This window comes from Blastomonas sp. AAP53 (genome assembly GCF_000331245.1).
Classification (GTDB): Bacteria; Pseudomonadota; Alphaproteobacteria; order Sphingomonadales; family Sphingomonadaceae; genus Blastomonas.
Window position 1 is genome coordinate 791240 of the sequence record NZ_ANFZ01000009.1, and the last position, 15216, is coordinate 806455.

The following is a 15216-nucleotide window of genomic DNA, read 5'->3' on the forward strand; positions in this document are numbered from 1 at the left end:
CGGCATACGCAATGATGTCATTCTACAACACCGACAAAATATCAAAGGAAATCAATGGCTAAGATTGTCCTTCATGGGATTGCAAATTGCGACACGATGAAGAAGGCGCGCGTGTGGCTCGATGCGCAGGGCATCGGCTATGACTTTCACGACTATAAGAAGGTCGGGATCACCGCCAAGAAGCTGAACGCGTGGGCGGATGTCGTCGGATGGGAGATTCTGCTCAACAAGGCGGGGACCACGTTCCGCAAGCTGCCCGATGCAGACAAGGCGGGGATTGATCGCGACAAGGCGATCGCGCTGATGGTCGAACAGCCATCGCTGATCAAGCGTCCGGTGCTCGAGCATCCCGGCGGCGTGCTGGTCGGCTTCAAGCCCGACATTTATGCAGGCGCGCTGACCTGAACCGCTGTCATATCGCTGTCGTCGTTCCCATCTAGGTGGAACCACTGACAGGAGAATGAGAGCATGCCCAAGGCCATCTGGAACGGCACCGTCATCGCCGAGAGCGACGACACCGTCGTCGTCGAGCGCAACCATTATTTCCCGCGGGAAAGCGTGCGCGCCGATCTGCTGAAGCCCAGCTCCACGACCAGCGTCTGCGGCTGGAAGGGCACGGCATCCTATTACTCGATCGAGATCGACGGCAAGACCAACGCCGATGCGGTCTGGTATTACCCCGAGCCCAAGGATGCAGCGAAGGAAATCCGCGACCGGATGGCGTTCTGGAAGGGTGTAGAGGTGGTCGCGTGATTCTCGCCGCGATGGCGCTGGCGGCTGGCGCACCCGGTCCGCTGATCATCGCCCATCGCGGCGCGAGCGGCGAGCGGCCCGAACACACGATCGGCGCCTATGAACTGGCGATCGACCAGGGCGCGGACTTCATCGAGCCCGATCTGGTCAGCACCAGGGACGGCGTGCTGGTGGCACGGCACGAGAACGAGATATCGGAAACCACCGATGTCGCCGCCCATCCCGAATTTGCCAGCCGCAAGACCACGAAGGTCATCGACGGACAGAGCCTGACCGGCTGGTTCACCGAGGATTTCACTCTGGCCGAGCTGAAGACTTTGCGCGCGCGCGAGCGGCTGCCACAGCTGCGCCAGGCCAACACGGCCTATGACGGGCGCTGGGATGTGCCGACGCTCGATGAGATCATCGCGTTGGTGCAGCGGCGCGAGAAGGACACCGGGCGCAGGATCGGGCTGTATCCCGAGACCAAGCACCCCAGCTATTTTCGCACTCTGGGCCTGCCGCTGGAAGAGCCCTTGGTCAGGACGTTAGCTGAAGCAGGCTATGTCAGCCCGGATGATCCGGTTTTCATTCAGAGTTTCGAGGTCGGCAATCTCAAGCGGCTGGACGGCATGACCAGGCTGCCCCTCATCCAGCTGATGGCAGCCCCGGCTGGACCGCCAGACCTGCCCGATGCCACTTACGCTGCCATGAGCACACTGGCAGGCCTCGCCGAGATCGCGCTTTATGCCGATGGCGTGGGCGTGGAAAAGGCGATGGTGATCCCGCGCGATGCCACCGGTCATCTGGCTCAGCCCACCAGCCTGGTGCGCGATGCGCATGGCGCAGGCCTGAAGGTGCATGTCTGGACCTTCAGGCGGGAGAACTATTTCCTGCCGATGAACTTGCGCGCTGGCGACAGTCCGCTGGCGCATGGTGATGTTATCGCCGAGATTCAGGCGTTCAAGGCCACCGGCATCGACGGGCTGTTTTCGGACAATGTCGCAGAGGCGGTTGCCGCGGTGCGCTGATCAGGGCTTCGGCGGACTGCCGCCCGACGCGGTACCCTCTTCGACCGCAGCCTTCTTGCCGTCGCGGATCGACATGACCATGTCCTTGCGATCGGCAGCATCGGGCGCTTCGGGCTCATCGTTCAGGATCGTGGCAACGCGTGGTGCCATGCATACCGTCGCGGACACCGGCAGATGGTCCGACCCGACATTTTCCAGCACCTTCATGTCGACCAGAGTAAAATCGGGCGACATAAACAGATGGTCGAGCGGCCAGCGCAGGCCCGGCAGGTTGGCGGGGAAGGTCGAATACAGGCCGCGACCGATCCGCGGATCGAGATAGCCGCCGATCCGCTTGAACATCTGCGAGGTCCGTGACCAGGCGACATCGTTGAAATCGCCCATCGCCAGGACCGGCAGATCGGTCTGCTTGGCGTGGCGCGCAGCGATCGCGATTTCCGCATCGCGCTTTTCGGTGTTCTCGCCCGGTGCCGGCGGCCGCGGATGGAGCCCGATAAAGCGGAACTTCGCCCCCGCACGCGTCGAGATCGTCGCGAACACCGATGGGGTTTCGGTATCAATCAGCCAGGTGATTTCGGCATCCTCCACCGGCAACCGCGAAAGGAATATGAGGCCGTACAGATTGCCCAGCGGCGCCGACTGGCGGTGCGGATAGCGATCGATCACCGGCTTGAGCGCGGTTTCCCAGCCCTCGTCGGTTTCGAGCAGCAGCACGACATCGGGGTCCACGCGATCGATCAGCTTGAGCGTGCGGGCATAATCGCGGTTGGTCTGCAGCACGTTGAACGAGAACGCGGACAGGCAGTTGTCCTTGTTGATCACCGCCTTGGCGACCTCTGGCTTGGCGAGCGTGGTGTAGGGATAGATGCGAAAGCCCTGCCAGCCGATCACCAGCGCCATCGCAATTACGACCAGCATCCGCGCCCAACCGGTCAGGATGGGAATCGCCAGGATCAGTGCGATCACAGCCAGCAGAATGAGCGCCACACGCGGAAAATCCCACATGCGGATGTACCAGCGATAGCTGGTCAGCAGGCTGAGCGCGGTGCCGGTCGCGGCCATCGCGGCGAGCACATAAACTACAGTTCGCAACATCCTGGGTGAATTCCGTCTATCGTCTGGGGGCGGCGCTCTTGTCGCTTGCTATCGGGCAATACGCAATGGTGGGTTTGGTATAACTTGCGTGTTGTGTTTGCGCAGGCGATTTCGCCCCGCTACACCAACCCCCATGTCCACAACCTACACGCTCGACACATCGACCAGCCGCGCCAATCCTACGCCGGCGCCCATGAAGCGCCTGACCGTGCCCGCGATCCAGCGGCGCAAGACCGGCGGCGTTACCGCGCAGCCGGTGGTGATGCTGACCGCCTATACCGCACGCATGGCGCAACTGCTCGATCCGCATTGCGACATCCTGCTGGTCGGCGATTCGCTGGGCCAGGTGATCTACGGCCTGCCCAGCACCGTGCCGGTGACGCTGGAGATGATGGCGGCGCATGGTGCCGCCGTGGTGCGCGGCAGCTATCACAGCATCGTCGTCATCGACATGCCGTTCGGCAGCTACGAAGCCTCGCCCGAGCAGGCATTCGCCAGCGCCGCCCGGCTGCTGAAGGAAACCGGCGCGGCGGCGGTGAAGCTGGAAGGCGGCGCGGCGATGGCGCCCACGGTCAGGTTCCTCACCGAGCGCGGCATTCCGGTGGTCGGCCATGTCGGCCTCACCCCGCAGGCGATCAACATCCTGGGCAGCTATGCCGCGCGCGGACGCTCCGACAGCGAGGCGGACAAGATCGTGAGCGACGCCAGGGCGCTCGATGAGGCAGGCGCCTTTGCCATCGTCGTCGAAGGCGTGGTCGAACCGATCGCGATTGCCGTCACCGAAGCGGTGGCCGCCATCGTCATCGGCATTGGCGCATCGGCGCGCTGCGATGGCCAGGTGCTGGTCACCGAGGACATGCTCGGGCTGTTCGAGCGCACCGCGCGCTTCGTCAAGCGGTACGAGAACATGGCCGAGGTCATCGAGAATGCAGTGAAAAGCTACGCCGGAGAAGTCACCGCGCGCAGCTTCCCCAGCGCCGACCAGACCTACGCACCCAAGGACTGAACCGCGCTCATTTCTCGCTGCGCGCAAGCAAGGCGACCAGCTCGTCCTTCCAGAACCGCGCCCAGGTGTGGTTGCTGTGCCCGCGCGTCTCGTCGGTAGCCTTGGTCAGCAGGTATTTGCCATCGGGCAGCCTTTTTCCGAAGTCCTCGGCCACCCCATAATCCCAGGGATTGATGAAGTCGTCCGACGAATTGATCCAGGTGACCGGCATCGTCATCGCCTCGACGGTCTTTGACGGGTCGTAATTGCGCGAGGATTCAATCTGGTAGATCGTGTCGTTGGCATCGATCCCCTTGATCGACGCTTCGATCCGCTGGGTGATGTACCTGTCCGCCGCATCACGCGTGGGAAAGGCCTTTTGCAGATACAGTGGCGCAAAGCCCGCCACCTGCAGCAGGCTCGCCGCCACGCGCAGCCCCATCGTCGGCGGACTGGTGTAATCGCCGTTGTTCCATACAGGGTCAGCCTTGATCCCCTCGATCGCAGCCTTGCGCCACATGCGGTTGTGCCCGGCAATGGGCATCGGCAGGCACGCCATCGGCATCATCGCCTGGACGAAACCGGGATCGAGCTGACCCCAGACGAAGCCGTGCATGCAGCCCATCGACGTGCCCATCACCAGTCGCAGGCGGTCGACCTTCAAACCGTCGGTCAGCATCTGCCGCTGGGCGCGGACCATGTCGGTATAGTCGTACGCCGGAAAGCGCATCTTCAGCCCGTCCGAGGGCCTGGACGATTTGCCGTGGCCGATATTGTCAGGAAGGATGATGTAATATCTGCTGATGTCGAGAGGCTGCCCCGGCCCGAACAGTTCGAGTGCAAATTGTGGCTGAAGGAACTGGAGCCCGGAGCCCCCGGTGCCATGCAGCACCATCACCGCATTGTTCACGCGCCCATCCGGCCCGCGCCGGGGCGTGCCCAATGTGGCGTAGTGCATCCGCAGTTCAGCCAGGGTCTCGCCGGTCCCAAATCTGAAATCCTTGAGGATGACATCACCGTGCGTCAGCATGGCAGCATAATCAGGCTGCGGCGCGGCGATCGGCGGCCCCGGCTGGGCCTGCGCCGAGCCGACGGCAGCCATCATAGTGAAGGCGCAAACTGCTCCCAACATCTTCAATTTCATGCAAAAACCCCCGGTGGTTCTGAACGCTTGCCCGTCAGCATTGCAGGCGTGCACGCCCGACGCAACCTGATAGTGGGGCCACCGCTCAGCCTGCCACCTGCACACGGTTGCGACCGTTGCGCTTGGCACCGTACATCGCGGCATCTGCCTGCGCGAGCGCGGCGTCCAGCGACATCCCTGCGGCGAAAGGCGCTACGCCAATCGAAATGGACAGGGCGATCGGCGTGCCATTGGCGGTTTTCACGGCCAATGCGGCGATGGCGTCGCGCGCGCGCTCGGCAATGGTGATCGCCAGCGGCAGAGGCATGCCTGCAAGCAGGATGGCAAATTCCTCACCCCCGACACGGCCCAGCAGATCGTCAGTGCCAAGCGCCGCCGTGAAGGTCTTTGCCACCATGCGAAGAGCATGGTCACCTGCGGCATGACCATGGGCATCGTTGATCGTCTTGAAATGGTCGATATCCGCCAGCAGCACACAGGCGGGGTCATTGCGGTCATACGCCTCTGCATGCCGGTAGAATGCGGCGCGATTGAGCACGCCGGTCAGATGATCCCGATCCACCTGCAACCGCAATTCTGCCTGGGTCAGCATCAGTTGCTCGTTCAGCCTGCGGTTGGCCTCGCTCTGCCGAACGAGCACGGCGCTGATCGGACCGGAAATGCAAGCAGGGCAGATCACCGTGAAAACCCAGAAGGGCCACGGGATGTGCTCGCCGGTCAGCATTACCATCATCGCCATCGCCAGGAGTGTGGCAACGATACTGAATGCGACGGCGATGAGGATCTTTCGCCATTGCTCCATGTAAAGGCGTGTAAAGCGAAAGCCTTAAGACACTGCAAATGCCAAATTATTCCCCGTCAGGGTGTCAGCGGCAAACCGTGCGCGAGCGCTTGGAGCGATACATCTGGCTGTCTGCGCGGGCCAGAACCTTGTCCGCCCGGTCATCCGGATTGATGAACGCATGCCCGAATGTCGCTGACAGGCTGGCCGCGCCTTCGCCAAAGCCGACCTGGCAGGCGGCAATGCCTGCCGTCAGCTGCGCGACCTTCAGGTCGACGTCGCTTTCGCTGATGGCGCCAAGCAGCAAGGCAAACTCGTCCCCGCCGATGCGTGCGACGATATCGGTCGAACGGACGTTGGCCGTCAGCACATGCGCGATCGTGCACAGTGCTTCGTCGCCAGCGGCGTGGCCAAAGGTATCGTTGATGCCCTTGAGATCGTCGACGTCCAGAAACAGCAGGACCGCTCGGCTCTGGTAGCGCTGGCAGTGCGCGATCGATCCCGCCACCGCCTGCTCGAAATAGCGGCGATTGAACAGCGGGGTCAGCGTATCGCGGCAGATTTCCTCTTCGAGCTGGCGAATGCGTGCGGTCAGCAGTGCATTTTGCTCGCGCAGATCGGCGCAGAGCAATGCAAGCTGTTCATGGCTCAGCGCCACGTCCGCCTGGGGTGCCTGTGCCCCCGCGCTGCCCTGTAGATCGGTCATCTTCATGTCGTTCTGCCTGCAAACCCCTTGTGAGAGCGCTCTACGCTTCGCATAGCAAGGCCGATGCATCGCGGCATGATCAAAATATCGGTAACCACGTATATTCTGTGCACAAGCGGGACATAGTGACGGCCGACACAGTCCCTTTCATTTTCACGCGCAGGATGATTGCGGGTGCCGGACTTTGGCTTTAAGACGCTGATCACACCAGCAATAACGCGGAGATTCCTGCTTGGCCGAGCCATCCCCGAAGCCCGACCGCCAAGGCCCTGAAGGGGTACCGGTTGCCATCATCATGGGCAGCCAGTCCGACTGGGATACCATGTCGGGGGCCGCCGCCGTGCTGGACGATCTGGGCGTGGCGCATGATTGCCGCATCGTATCTGCGCATCGCACCCCCGAACGGATGGTCGCCTTTGCCAAGGGAGCGGTTGAAAACGGGTTTCAGGTCATCATCGCGGGCGCCGGCGGGGCGGCACACCTGCCCGGCATGGTGGCCAGCATGACGCGGCTTCCGGTGCTGGGCGTTCCGGTTTCCAGCAAGGCGCTGAGCGGGCTCGACAGCCTGCTCTCGATCGTCCAGATGCCCGGCGGCGTACCGGTTGGCACGCTGGCGATCGGCCCGGCAGGCGCCAAGAATGCCGGACTGATGGCGGCATCGATCCTGGCGCTGAACGACCCGGCCCTGGCAGAGCGTTTGGACGCTTGGCGCACCGCACAAAGCGATTCGGTGGGCGAACGCCCGGCATGACCGACATGATTGCACCGGGCAGTACCATCGGCATCATGGGCGGCGGTCAGCTGGGCCGGATGCTCAGTCTCGCCGCAGCGCAGCTCGGCTATCGCTGCCATATCTTCGCGCCGGAACCGACCAGCCCCGGCGGCGAGGTTTCGGCCGAGACGACCTGTGCCGATTATGCCGACAGCGCCGCACTCGCCGCGTTCGCGCACGGCTGCGATGTCGTGACCTACGAGTTCGAGAATGTGCCCGTCGGGCCGCTCGACACCATTGCCGGCACCGTGCCGCTGCGCCCCTCCCCGCGCGCGCTCGAAATCGCGCAGAGCCGCATTGACGAAAAGCGGTTCGTCGCGGACCTGGGTGGACGCACCGCGCCGTTCGGCTTTGCCGAGACCGCAGCCGAAGTGGCCGCCGCGATGTCGGTTGCCGGAACCCCCGCCATCATCAAGTCGAACCGCATGGGCTATGACGGCAAGGGCCAGGCCCGCGTGATGCCCGGCGACGATCCGGTCGCACGCTGGTACGAGGCAGGCGGCGTGCCTGCGATCATCGAAGGCTTCGTGACGTTCGAGGCAGAGTTCTCCGTCATTCTCGCCCGATCGCCACAGGGTGAAATCCGCTTCTGGGACAGCGCGCACAACGAGCATGTCGGCGGCATTCTGGACCTGTCCACGGTCCCGGCTGGCCCCGCCATCGCTGCCCAGGTGCCGCAGGCGCGCGAGCTGGCTGCCAGGGTTGCCGAAAAGCTCGATTATGTCGGCGTGTTGACGCTGGAGTTCTTTGCGACGGCAGACGGCCCGGTGTTCAACGAGATGGCCCCGCGCGTCCACAACAGCGGCCACTGGACGATCGAAGGCGCGTTCACCAGCCAGTTCGAAAACCACATCCGCGCGATCTGCGGCCTGCCGCTGGGCGAAACGGCGCTCGCCTGCCACCGCGCCGAGATGCGCAACCTGATCGGAGAGGCCGCGCACAGCTGGCCGGATCTGCTTTCCGACCCCGCCAACCATCTGCACCTGTACGGCAAGCATCGCGCCGAACCCGGCCGCAAGATGGGCCATGTCACACGCATTACGCTAGAGCCTGGGGCAAGGCAGCTATGAACCATCCCGATATCTTCCTGGTGCTGGCGCGCGCGCGCAACGGCGTCATCGGTGCGAACGGCACCCTGCCGTGGCACCTGCCGATGGATCTGCGCCACTTCAAGGCGCTGACCCAGAACAAGCCAATGATCATGGGCCGCAAGACCTTCGACAGCCTGCCCGGCCTGCTGCCCGGTCGCCGCCATATCGTGCTGACCCGCAGCAAGGACTGGTCCGATGACGGCGCTGAGGTCGTGCACAGCGTCGAAGAGGCAATTGCGGCGGCCAACGCTCCGCACGTCGCGGTGATCGGCGGCGCGGAGATCTTTGCCCTTTTCCTGCCGAGGGCAGACCGGATCGAACTGACCGAGGTCCATGCCGAGCCCGAAGGCGACACCATCATGCCGCCGTTCGCGCCTTCCGAGTGGCAGGAAAGCAGCCGCGCCGACCACCCTGCCGACCCGGAAAATCGCGATCGCCCGGCGTTCAGCTTCGTGACCCTCGTGCGCCGGTGATCCGCAAGATCGTTCTGGGGCTGGCTCTGGTGCTGGGAGCGGGACTGGCCTTCACCGTCACCGTGTTGCCTGGCCTGTTCGAGAGCCAGACGAATGTCGTGACCGACGAGCCGCTGCCCGCGGTGCGCGCCGATGCGGCCAGGCTGCACGCCTCGTTGCAGATCGCCGACCTGCATGGCGACACGCTGTTGTGGAAGCGCAGCGTGCTCGACAAGGCCAGTCGCGGCCAGATCGATCTGCCCCGGCTGGAAACGGGCAACGTGGCGCTGCAGGTGTTTTCCTCGGTCTCGAAGACGCCCAAAGGGCAGAATTACGACAGCAACCCATCGGATACCGACAATATTACATTGCTCGCCATGGCGCAGCTGCAGCCGGTAAAAACCTGGTTCTCGGTGCACGAGCGCTCTATGTATCACGGACGCAAGCTGGAAGTGGCAGCCAAAGCCTCCAACAGCCGCCTGATGCTGATCCGCAAGCCCGATGATGTCGACCGCCTGCTGGCCGCCCGCGCCGCTGGCGATCAGGTGACCGGCGCGCTCTATTCGGTCGAAGGGCTGCAGAACCTGGAGGGCAAGGCGGAAAATCTCGACCGGCTCTACGGCGTCGGCATGCGGATGGCCGGCCTTGTGCATTTCTTCGACAACGAACTCGCCGGATCGATGCACGGCGAGGCCAAGGGCGGGCTCACGCCCTTCGGCCGCCGCATGGTCCGCGCGATGGAGGCCAAAGGCATCATCGTCGATATCGCGCATTCCAGCCACAAGTCGGTCGCCGATATCCTCGCCATGGCGCGCCGACCGGTCGTCTCCAGCCATGGCGGCGTGCAGGCGGTGTGCAAGGTCAACCGCAACCTGTCCGACACTGAAATCCGCGGTGTCGCCGCCACCGGTGGCATCATCGGCATCGGCTATTGGGATGGCGCATTGTGTTCGACCGATCCGAAGAAAATCGCGCAGTCGATCAGGCATGTGCGCGATCTGGTCGGCATCCAGCACGTCGCGCTGGGCAGCGATTTCGATGGTGCGGTGACCACGCGGTTCGACACGAGCCAGATCGTCCAGGTGACGCAGGCGTTGATCGATATCGGCTTGTCCGAGGCCGAAATTCGCAGCGTGATGGGTGGCAATACGCTGCGCCTCATCAAACAGGGCATTGAACCGCAGCCCGGCAAGGCCCTATAGGGCGGCCATGATCAGGGTGGAGGGCAGCGACCGGCTGCCAGAACGGTTGCGCGGGGGCATCATCGCGCTGGGGAATTTTGACGGCTTTCATGCCGGTCATCAGGCCGTGATCGGGCGTGCCATCGCCTGGGCCAAGGCCGAGGCCCGGCCCGCGATCGTTGCCACCTTCGATCCGCACCCGGTGCGCTATTTCAAGCCCGATGTCGCGCCCTTCCGCCTCACCAGCCTCGACCAGCGCCAGGCGCTGTTTGCTGAGGCGGGCGCGGATGCGATGCTGGTGTTCGCGTTCGACGAGACGCTCGCCAACACCCGCGCGGAAAGCTTTGTCGCCGATCTGCTGGTCAAGCGCTTCGGCGCGGCGGGCGTCGTCACCGGCGAGGATTTCACCTTCGGCAAGGGTCGTGGCGGCAACATCCATGTGCTGCGCGATCTCGGCGCGCTGATGGGGCTGAAAAGCCATGCGGTTGGCCCGGTGACCACCGAGGATGCGGTGATCTCCTCCAGCCGCATCCGGCAATGCCTGATCGAGGGCAGACCTGACGAAGCCGAACGGCTGATGACGCGGCCCTTCGCGGTGCAGGGCGTGGTGCAGCATGGCGACAAGAACGGCCGCCTGCTGGGCTTTCCCACCGCCAATATCGATATGGGCAGCTATCTGCGGCCCATGTACGGGGTTTATGCCGTCACCGGGCACCTGGCCGATGGCCGGGTGCTGAAAGGTGCCGCGAACCTCGGCATCCGTCCGCAGTTCGATCCGCCCAAGGAACTGCTCGAGCCGCATTTCTTCGACTTCAACGAAGACCTGTACGGCCAGACGATCGAGGTGGCGCTACGCCACTTCATCCGGCCCGAAGCGAAGTTCAGCGATTGGGACGAGCTCAAGCGCCAGATCGATGCGGACTGCGTGCGCGCGCGGGAATTGCTTGCCTGAAAGCGCCGCGCCCCTTAAGCGCCAGCGTCTATGACTGATCAATCTGCAAGCCCCGCCACGGACTATAAAGACACCGTCTTTTTGCCCGCCACCGACTTCCCGATGAAGGCTGGCCTCGCCCAGAAGGAACCGGCTATTCTGGCGCGCTGGCAGGAGGCCGACCTCTACCGCCAGCTGCGCGACGCGCGACAAGGTCGTGAAAAGTTCATCCTCCACGATGGCCCGCCGTACGCGAATGGCGACATGCATATCGGCCATGCGCTCAACCATATCCTCAAGGACATGGTCTGCCGCACCCAGTCGCTGCTCGGCAAAGACGCGCCGTACGTTCCCGGCTGGGACTGCCACGGTCTTCCGATCGAGTGGAAGATCGAGGAGCAGTATCGCAAGAAGAAGCTCAACAAGGACGAGGTCGATCCGGTCGCGTTCCGCGCCGAATGCCGCGCTTATGCCCAGCATTGGGTGAACACCCAGCGCGAGCAGCTGAAGCGCCTCGGCATCAACGGCGACTGGGACAACCCGTACCTGACAATGGATTTCGCCGCCGAAGCGACCATCGTGCAGGAGCTGATGAAGTTTGCGGAAACCGGCCAGCTCTATCGCGGCGCCAAGCCGGTGATGTGGTCACCGGTCGAAAAGACCGCACTCGCCGAGGCCGAGGTCGAATATGCCGATGTGACGAGCACGCAGATCGATGTGGCGTTCGAGATTGTCGAGGCTCCGAATGCGCCCGAACTGGTCGGTGCCTATGCGGTCATCTGGACGACCACACCGTGGACGATCCCGGTGAACCAGGCTTTGGCTTATGGGCCTGATGTCATGTATATCCATTGTCTTGACGGAAGTGGCCCAGAGCAACGCGAGATACTTATCGCTGAGCCACTCAAGGCACAGGTTGAAGCCCGGCTAGGACGCACGTTCCTGGAAATTGGCTGGTATCCGGGCTCCACTCTAGCAGGCGCCACCGCCCGCCACCCGATGTCGGGCAAGCTGTTCTCCGGCGAAAGCCGGAGTCCAGGAGCGGAGGGCACGAACCCAACCCTGGACCCCGGCGTTCGCCGGGGAACGGCAGAAGAGATGGCAGCGCTCACCCGCGCGGCAGAATTCTTCGATCGCCCCCGCCCCTTCCTGCCCGGCGATTTCGTCACCACTGACGCAGGTACTGGCCTCGTCCATATGTCGCCCGACCATGGCGAGGACGATTTCGACCTGTGCAAGGCGCATGGCATCGAGCCGGTGTTCGCGGTCGAGGGCGACGGGCGCTATCGCGATGACTGGGCGTGGCTCGGCGGTGCGGATGAACGGCGGATGTCGGTGATCAACCCCAAGTTCAATGCGCCCGATGGCCCGATCTGCGAGGACCTGCGCGCGGCAGGGGCGTTGCTCTCGGCCGATGCGTTTCAGCACAGCTATCCGCACTCGTGGCGCTCCAAGGCGCGGGTGATCTATCGCTGCACGCCTCAGTGGTTCATCCCGATGGATAAACCCATAGAGCCCCTCCCCTTCAGGGGAGGGGTTGGGGTGGGGAATGGAATTTCCGTCGCCAGTGACTCCCCCACCCCCAACCCCTCCCCTAAAGGGGAGGGGCTTAAGACACTCCGCCAAACCGCGATGCAGGCGATCACCGACACCCGGTGGGTCCCCGCCAAGGGCGAGAACCGCATCCGCTCGATGGTCGAGGGCCGCCCCGACTGGGTGATCAGCCGCCAGCGCGCCTGGGGCGTTCCGATCACCCTGTTCGTCAACCGCAAGACCGGCCAGTATCTCAAGGACATTCACGTCAACGCGCGCATCGTCGCCGCGATGCGCGAGGCCGGTGTCGATGCGTGGAACGACGCCGCCGCCCCTGCCCTGCTCGGCTCCGATTACGACATTGCCGATTACGAGCGCGTCACCGACATTCTCGATGTCTGGTTCGACAGCGGCTGCACCCATGCATTCGTGCTCGAAAGCGGCAAATGGCCCGATCTGACGCGGCCCGAAGGCCATGTCGGCCCCTGGGCGGACCTGTATCTCGAAGGATCGGATCAGCATCGCGGCTGGTTCCAGTCCTCGCTGATGGAAAGCTGCGGAACACGCGGCCATGCGCCGTACAAGGCGGTGCTGACCCATGGCTTCACCATGGACGCCAAGGGCATGAAGATGTCCAAGTCGCTGGGCAACACCATCGATCCGCTGACGCTGATCAAGGATTCGGGCGCGGACATCCTGCGGCTGTGGGCGCTGTCGGTCGATTTCACCGAGGATCACCGCATCGGCAAGGAAATCCTCGCCGGCGTCTCGGACCAGTATCGCAAGCTGCGCAACACCTTCCGCTACATGCTCGGCGCGCTCGCCGGGTTCGATGAGGCCGAGCGGGTTGCGGTCGAGGATATGCCCGAGCTGGAGCGCTATGTGTTGCACCTGCTCGCGGATCTGGACACGAAGCTCAAACAGGCTACGCAAGACTTCGACTACAACACCTACGTCCGCACGCTCGCCGATTTCGCCAACAACGACCTGTCGGCGTTCTTCTTCGATATCCGCAAGGATTGCCTCTATTGCGACATCGGCCCCGCGCACCCGCACGGCACCGACAAGCGCCGCGCCTACCGCACGGTGCTGAACGTGCTATTCGAGGCTCTGGTGCGCTACACCGCACCGGTTTTGGTATTCACGGCAGAGGAAGTGTGGACCACGCGCTATCCCGATGGCGGCAGCGTGCATCTGCTGGAATGGCCGGAGCTGCCGGAACTCGGGGACAGTGAAGGCAATCGCGACCTTGATGGCCTGAATGACATCGAACGCAAATGGGATCGTCTGCGCAAGCTGCGTCGTGACGTAACCGAAGCGATAGAACCTCTGCGTCGCGACAAAACTGTTCGCTCCAGCCTTGAGGCCGAAGTGAAAATCGGCGGCGATACTGCATCGCAAGGCGATTTCTCGGCAGCCGAAATGGCAGAGCTGTTCATCACTGCAGATGTGGCATTGGCCCCTGTCGAAGCCATCGAAGTCACGCGCACCAGCCACCACAAATGCGGCCGCTGCTGGCGTCACCTCCCCGAGGTGACCGAGGACGGGAACCTGTGCGATCGCTGCTCAGAGATGCTGGCGTGAGCGTGCTGCCGATCCCTCTCCGTCATGCTGAACTTGTTTCAGCACCCATCCATCGTCTGGGTGCCGATAGGGCGAAGGCGCTTGGTGCCCGATGGGCCCTGAAACGAGTTCAGGGTGACGGTTTTGTGCCGCGCCGGGAGCGCATCGCATGACCCTCGCTCGTTTCCGGACCGAGGGTATCGCGCTGGCGTTCGCCATTCTCGTCATCGACCAGATCGTCAAGTTCATCGTCGCAGGGCCGCTGGCGCTGAGCAGCCGGTTGCAGATCGAGATCATGCCGTTCTTCAACCTGACCTGGGCGGAGAATCGCGGCGTCTCGATGGGGTTCCTCACCGCGCAGACCGATACCGCCCGCTGGCTGCTGGTCGCGCTCACCGGGCTGATCGCCGCGGTTGTGCTGCTGTGGATGTGGAAGGAGCGCGCGCGCGGGGACATCATCGCGCTCGGCATGATCCTGGGCGGGGCCTTGGGCAACATCGTCGATCGTGCTCGGCTAGGCTATGTCGTCGATTATGCCGACCTGCATTTCGGCACATTCCGGCCGTTCATGATCTTCAATATCGCCGATGCCGCGATCACTCTGGGCGTGCTGTTATTGCTTGCCCGCGTTCTGATAATCGGCGACAAAGCCACCAAATCCGAAGGCCCTACAGCGGGCGTTCAGCATGGCGAGCATAGCGGTGACGCTACAGTGGCCAAGACGGAGAATGACCATGTTTAATTCGGGGCGCAAACTGGCCCTTATCGCCGGTATCTCGGTCGCAGCCGCGACGCTTTCTGCCTGCGGCTCTGGCGGCGGCATCTTCGACCGCGAGCGGCCCGATGAATTCGCCGTATCGCGTCAGGCACCCCTGGTGATCCCGCCCGATTTCGCCCTGACCCCGCCGACCCCCGGCGCTGCGCGTCCACAGTCGGTTGCCGCCAGCCAGCAGGCGCTCGATGCCCTGTTCGGTGGCCCGCAGCAGCGCAGCGGTGTCGAAGGCGCAGCACTCGACCGTGCCGGATCGCCCGATGCCGCGATCCGCTCGCAGGTCGGCGACCCCAAGACTCAGACCACCGACAAGGGTGCCACCACCCGCGATATCGTCGCTGCGCCCGAAGGCGATGGCCAGGACGCGAAAGCCTCCGTGCCGCAGCCATAAGCGCATTCAACCAGACACAAAAAAGCCCGGCGATCCAAGGATCTGCCGGGCTTTTT

16 protein-coding genes are annotated in these 15216 nt (G+C 63.6%); 12 read left to right on the top strand and 4 right to left on the bottom strand.

Features of this window, described 5'->3' with window-relative positions:
• The first annotated feature begins 54 nt into the window (after positions 1 to 54).
• The 3 genes from D618_RS0110730 (at position 55) to D618_RS0110740 (ending at position 1763) form a co-directional block, all read left to right on the top strand.
• The gene (locus tag D618_RS0110730) at positions 55 to 405 is read left to right on the top strand and encodes an ArsC family reductase (protein WP_040370394.1); all 351 of its coding nucleotides are present in this window, start codon (positions 55 to 57) and stop codon (positions 403 to 405) included.
• 63 nt (positions 406 to 468) lie between these two features.
• Positions 469 to 753, top strand: a complete 285-nt coding sequence (locus tag D618_RS0110735; RefSeq protein ID WP_017671517.1) for a DUF427 domain-containing protein — start codon at positions 469 to 471, stop codon at positions 751 to 753.
• An 11-nt stretch (positions 754 to 764) separates the two neighbouring features.
• Positions 765 to 1763 (top strand): glycerophosphodiester phosphodiesterase, encoded by a 999-nt coding sequence (locus tag D618_RS0110740; protein WP_152414660.1) that lies wholly within the window; start codon positions 765 to 767, stop codon positions 1761 to 1763.
• Here the strand turns inward: D618_RS0110740 and D618_RS18240 are convergent, their stop codons facing one another.
• Entirely contained in the window at positions 1764 to 2858 is a 1095-nt protein-coding gene (locus D618_RS18240) for an endonuclease/exonuclease/phosphatase family protein (protein WP_081590477.1), read from the bottom strand.
• 133 nt (positions 2859 to 2991) lie between these two features.
• Between D618_RS18240 and panB the strand changes: the two genes are divergently transcribed.
• Positions 2992 to 3864, top strand: coding sequence for a 3-methyl-2-oxobutanoate hydroxymethyltransferase (gene panB, locus D618_RS0110750; protein WP_017671520.1), 873 nt, complete (start codon positions 2992 to 2994; stop codon positions 3862 to 3864).
• 7 nt (positions 3865 to 3871) lie between these two features.
• Here the strand turns inward: panB and D618_RS0110755 are convergent, their stop codons facing one another.
• The 3 genes from D618_RS0110755 to D618_RS0110765 all read right to left on the bottom strand — a co-directional run bounded on the left by D618_RS0110755 (position 3872) and on the right by D618_RS0110765 (position 6480).
• On the bottom strand, positions 3872 to 4945 hold the full coding sequence (locus tag D618_RS0110755) for an alpha/beta fold hydrolase (protein ID WP_238550646.1): 1074 nt from the start codon (positions 4943 to 4945) through the stop codon (positions 3872 to 3874).
• 127 nt (positions 4946 to 5072) lie between these two features.
• Positions 5073 to 5789 carry a GGDEF domain-containing protein gene (locus tag D618_RS0110760; protein ID WP_017671522.1) on the bottom strand — a complete coding sequence of 239 codons (717 nt, stop codon included), beginning with the start codon at positions 5787 to 5789 and terminating at the stop codon, positions 5073 to 5075.
• Between the two features lie 64 nt (positions 5790 to 5853).
• Positions 5854 to 6480: a GGDEF domain-containing protein gene (locus D618_RS0110765; protein ID WP_017671523.1), complete on the bottom strand. Its 627-nt coding sequence runs from the start codon at positions 6478 to 6480 to the stop codon at positions 5854 to 5856.
• Positions 6481 to 6769: 289 nt separating this feature from the next.
• Here D618_RS0110765 and purE point away from each other — a divergent pair, with 289 nt between their 5' ends.
• The 8 genes from purE (at position 6770) to D618_RS0110805 (ending at position 15160) form a co-directional block, all read left to right on the top strand.
• A complete protein-coding gene (purE, locus tag D618_RS0110770) occupies positions 6770 to 7225 on the top strand; it encodes a 5-(carboxyamino)imidazole ribonucleotide mutase (protein WP_017671524.1) in 456 nt (151 codons plus the stop codon).
• Positions 7222 to 8316 carry a 5-(carboxyamino)imidazole ribonucleotide synthase gene (locus tag D618_RS0110775; protein ID WP_017671525.1) on the top strand — a complete coding sequence of 365 codons (1095 nt, stop codon included), beginning with the start codon at positions 7222 to 7224 and terminating at the stop codon, positions 8314 to 8316. Before purE ends, D618_RS0110775 begins: the two co-directional genes overlap by 4 nt.
• Positions 8313 to 8810, top strand: a complete 498-nt coding sequence (locus D618_RS0110780; RefSeq protein WP_017671526.1) for a dihydrofolate reductase — start codon at positions 8313 to 8315, stop codon at positions 8808 to 8810. Before D618_RS0110775 ends, D618_RS0110780 begins: the two co-directional genes overlap by 4 nt.
• Positions 8810 to 9991: a dipeptidase gene (locus D618_RS0110785; protein WP_040370582.1), complete on the top strand. Its 1182-nt coding sequence runs from the start codon at positions 8810 to 8812 to the stop codon at positions 9989 to 9991. The genes D618_RS0110780 and D618_RS0110785 overlap by 1 nt, the downstream gene beginning before the upstream one ends.
• Positions 9992 to 9998: 7 nt before the next feature.
• A complete protein-coding gene (locus D618_RS0110790) occupies positions 9999 to 10922 on the top strand; it encodes a bifunctional riboflavin kinase/FAD synthetase (RefSeq protein ID WP_017671528.1) in 924 nt (307 codons plus the stop codon).
• 30 nt (positions 10923 to 10952) lie between these two features.
• Complete coding sequence (gene ileS, locus D618_RS0110795) at positions 10953 to 14018, top strand: isoleucine--tRNA ligase (protein WP_017671529.1); 3066 nt, start codon at positions 10953 to 10955, stop codon at positions 14016 to 14018.
• Positions 14019 to 14166: 148 nt separating this feature from the next.
• Positions 14167 to 14739: a signal peptidase II gene (lspA, locus tag D618_RS0110800; RefSeq protein WP_017671530.1), complete on the top strand. Its 573-nt coding sequence runs from the start codon at positions 14167 to 14169 to the stop codon at positions 14737 to 14739.
• Positions 14732 to 15160, top strand: a complete 429-nt coding sequence (locus tag D618_RS0110805) for a DUF3035 domain-containing protein (protein ID WP_017671531.1) — start codon at positions 14732 to 14734, stop codon at positions 15158 to 15160. Before lspA ends, D618_RS0110805 begins: the two co-directional genes overlap by 8 nt.
• Positions 15161 to 15216: the final 56 nt, after the last annotated feature.

Coding starts and splice junctions, on each gene's coding strand:
- D618_RS0110730 (WP_040370394.1), top strand. CDS start 55: ATGGCTAAGATTGTCCTTCATGGGATTGCAAATTGCGACACGATGAAG.
- D618_RS0110735 (WP_017671517.1), top strand. CDS start 469: ATGCCCAAGGCCATCTGGAACGGCACCGTCATCGCCGAGAGCGACGAC.
- D618_RS0110740 (WP_152414660.1), top strand. CDS start 765: ATGGCGCTGGCGGCTGGCGCACCCGGTCCGCTGATCATCGCCCATCGC.
- D618_RS18240 (WP_081590477.1), bottom strand. CDS start 2,858: ATGTTGCGAACTGTAGTTTATGTGCTCGCCGCGATGGCCGCGACCGGC.
- panB (WP_017671520.1), top strand. CDS start 2,992: ATGTCCACAACCTACACGCTCGACACATCGACCAGCCGCGCCAATCCT.
- D618_RS0110755 (WP_238550646.1), bottom strand. CDS start 4,945: ATGGCTGCCGTCGGCTCGGCGCAGGCCCAGCCGGGGCCGCCGATCGCC.
- D618_RS0110760 (WP_017671522.1), bottom strand. CDS start 5,789: ATGGAGCAATGGCGAAAGATCCTCATCGCCGTCGCATTCAGTATCGTT.
- D618_RS0110765 (WP_017671523.1), bottom strand. CDS start 6,480: ATGAAGATGACCGATCTACAGGGCAGCGCGGGGGCACAGGCACCCCAG.
- purE (WP_017671524.1), top strand. CDS start 6,770: ATGGGCAGCCAGTCCGACTGGGATACCATGTCGGGGGCCGCCGCCGTG.
- D618_RS0110775 (WP_017671525.1), top strand. CDS start 7,222: ATGACCGACATGATTGCACCGGGCAGTACCATCGGCATCATGGGCGGC.
- D618_RS0110780 (WP_017671526.1), top strand. CDS start 8,313: ATGAACCATCCCGATATCTTCCTGGTGCTGGCGCGCGCGCGCAACGGC.
- D618_RS0110790 (WP_017671528.1), top strand. CDS start 9,999: ATGATCAGGGTGGAGGGCAGCGACCGGCTGCCAGAACGGTTGCGCGGG.
- ileS (WP_017671529.1), top strand. CDS start 10,953: ATGACTGATCAATCTGCAAGCCCCGCCACGGACTATAAAGACACCGTC.
- lspA (WP_017671530.1), top strand. CDS start 14,167: ATGACCCTCGCTCGTTTCCGGACCGAGGGTATCGCGCTGGCGTTCGCC.
- D618_RS0110805 (WP_017671531.1), top strand. CDS start 14,732: ATGTTTAATTCGGGGCGCAAACTGGCCCTTATCGCCGGTATCTCGGTC.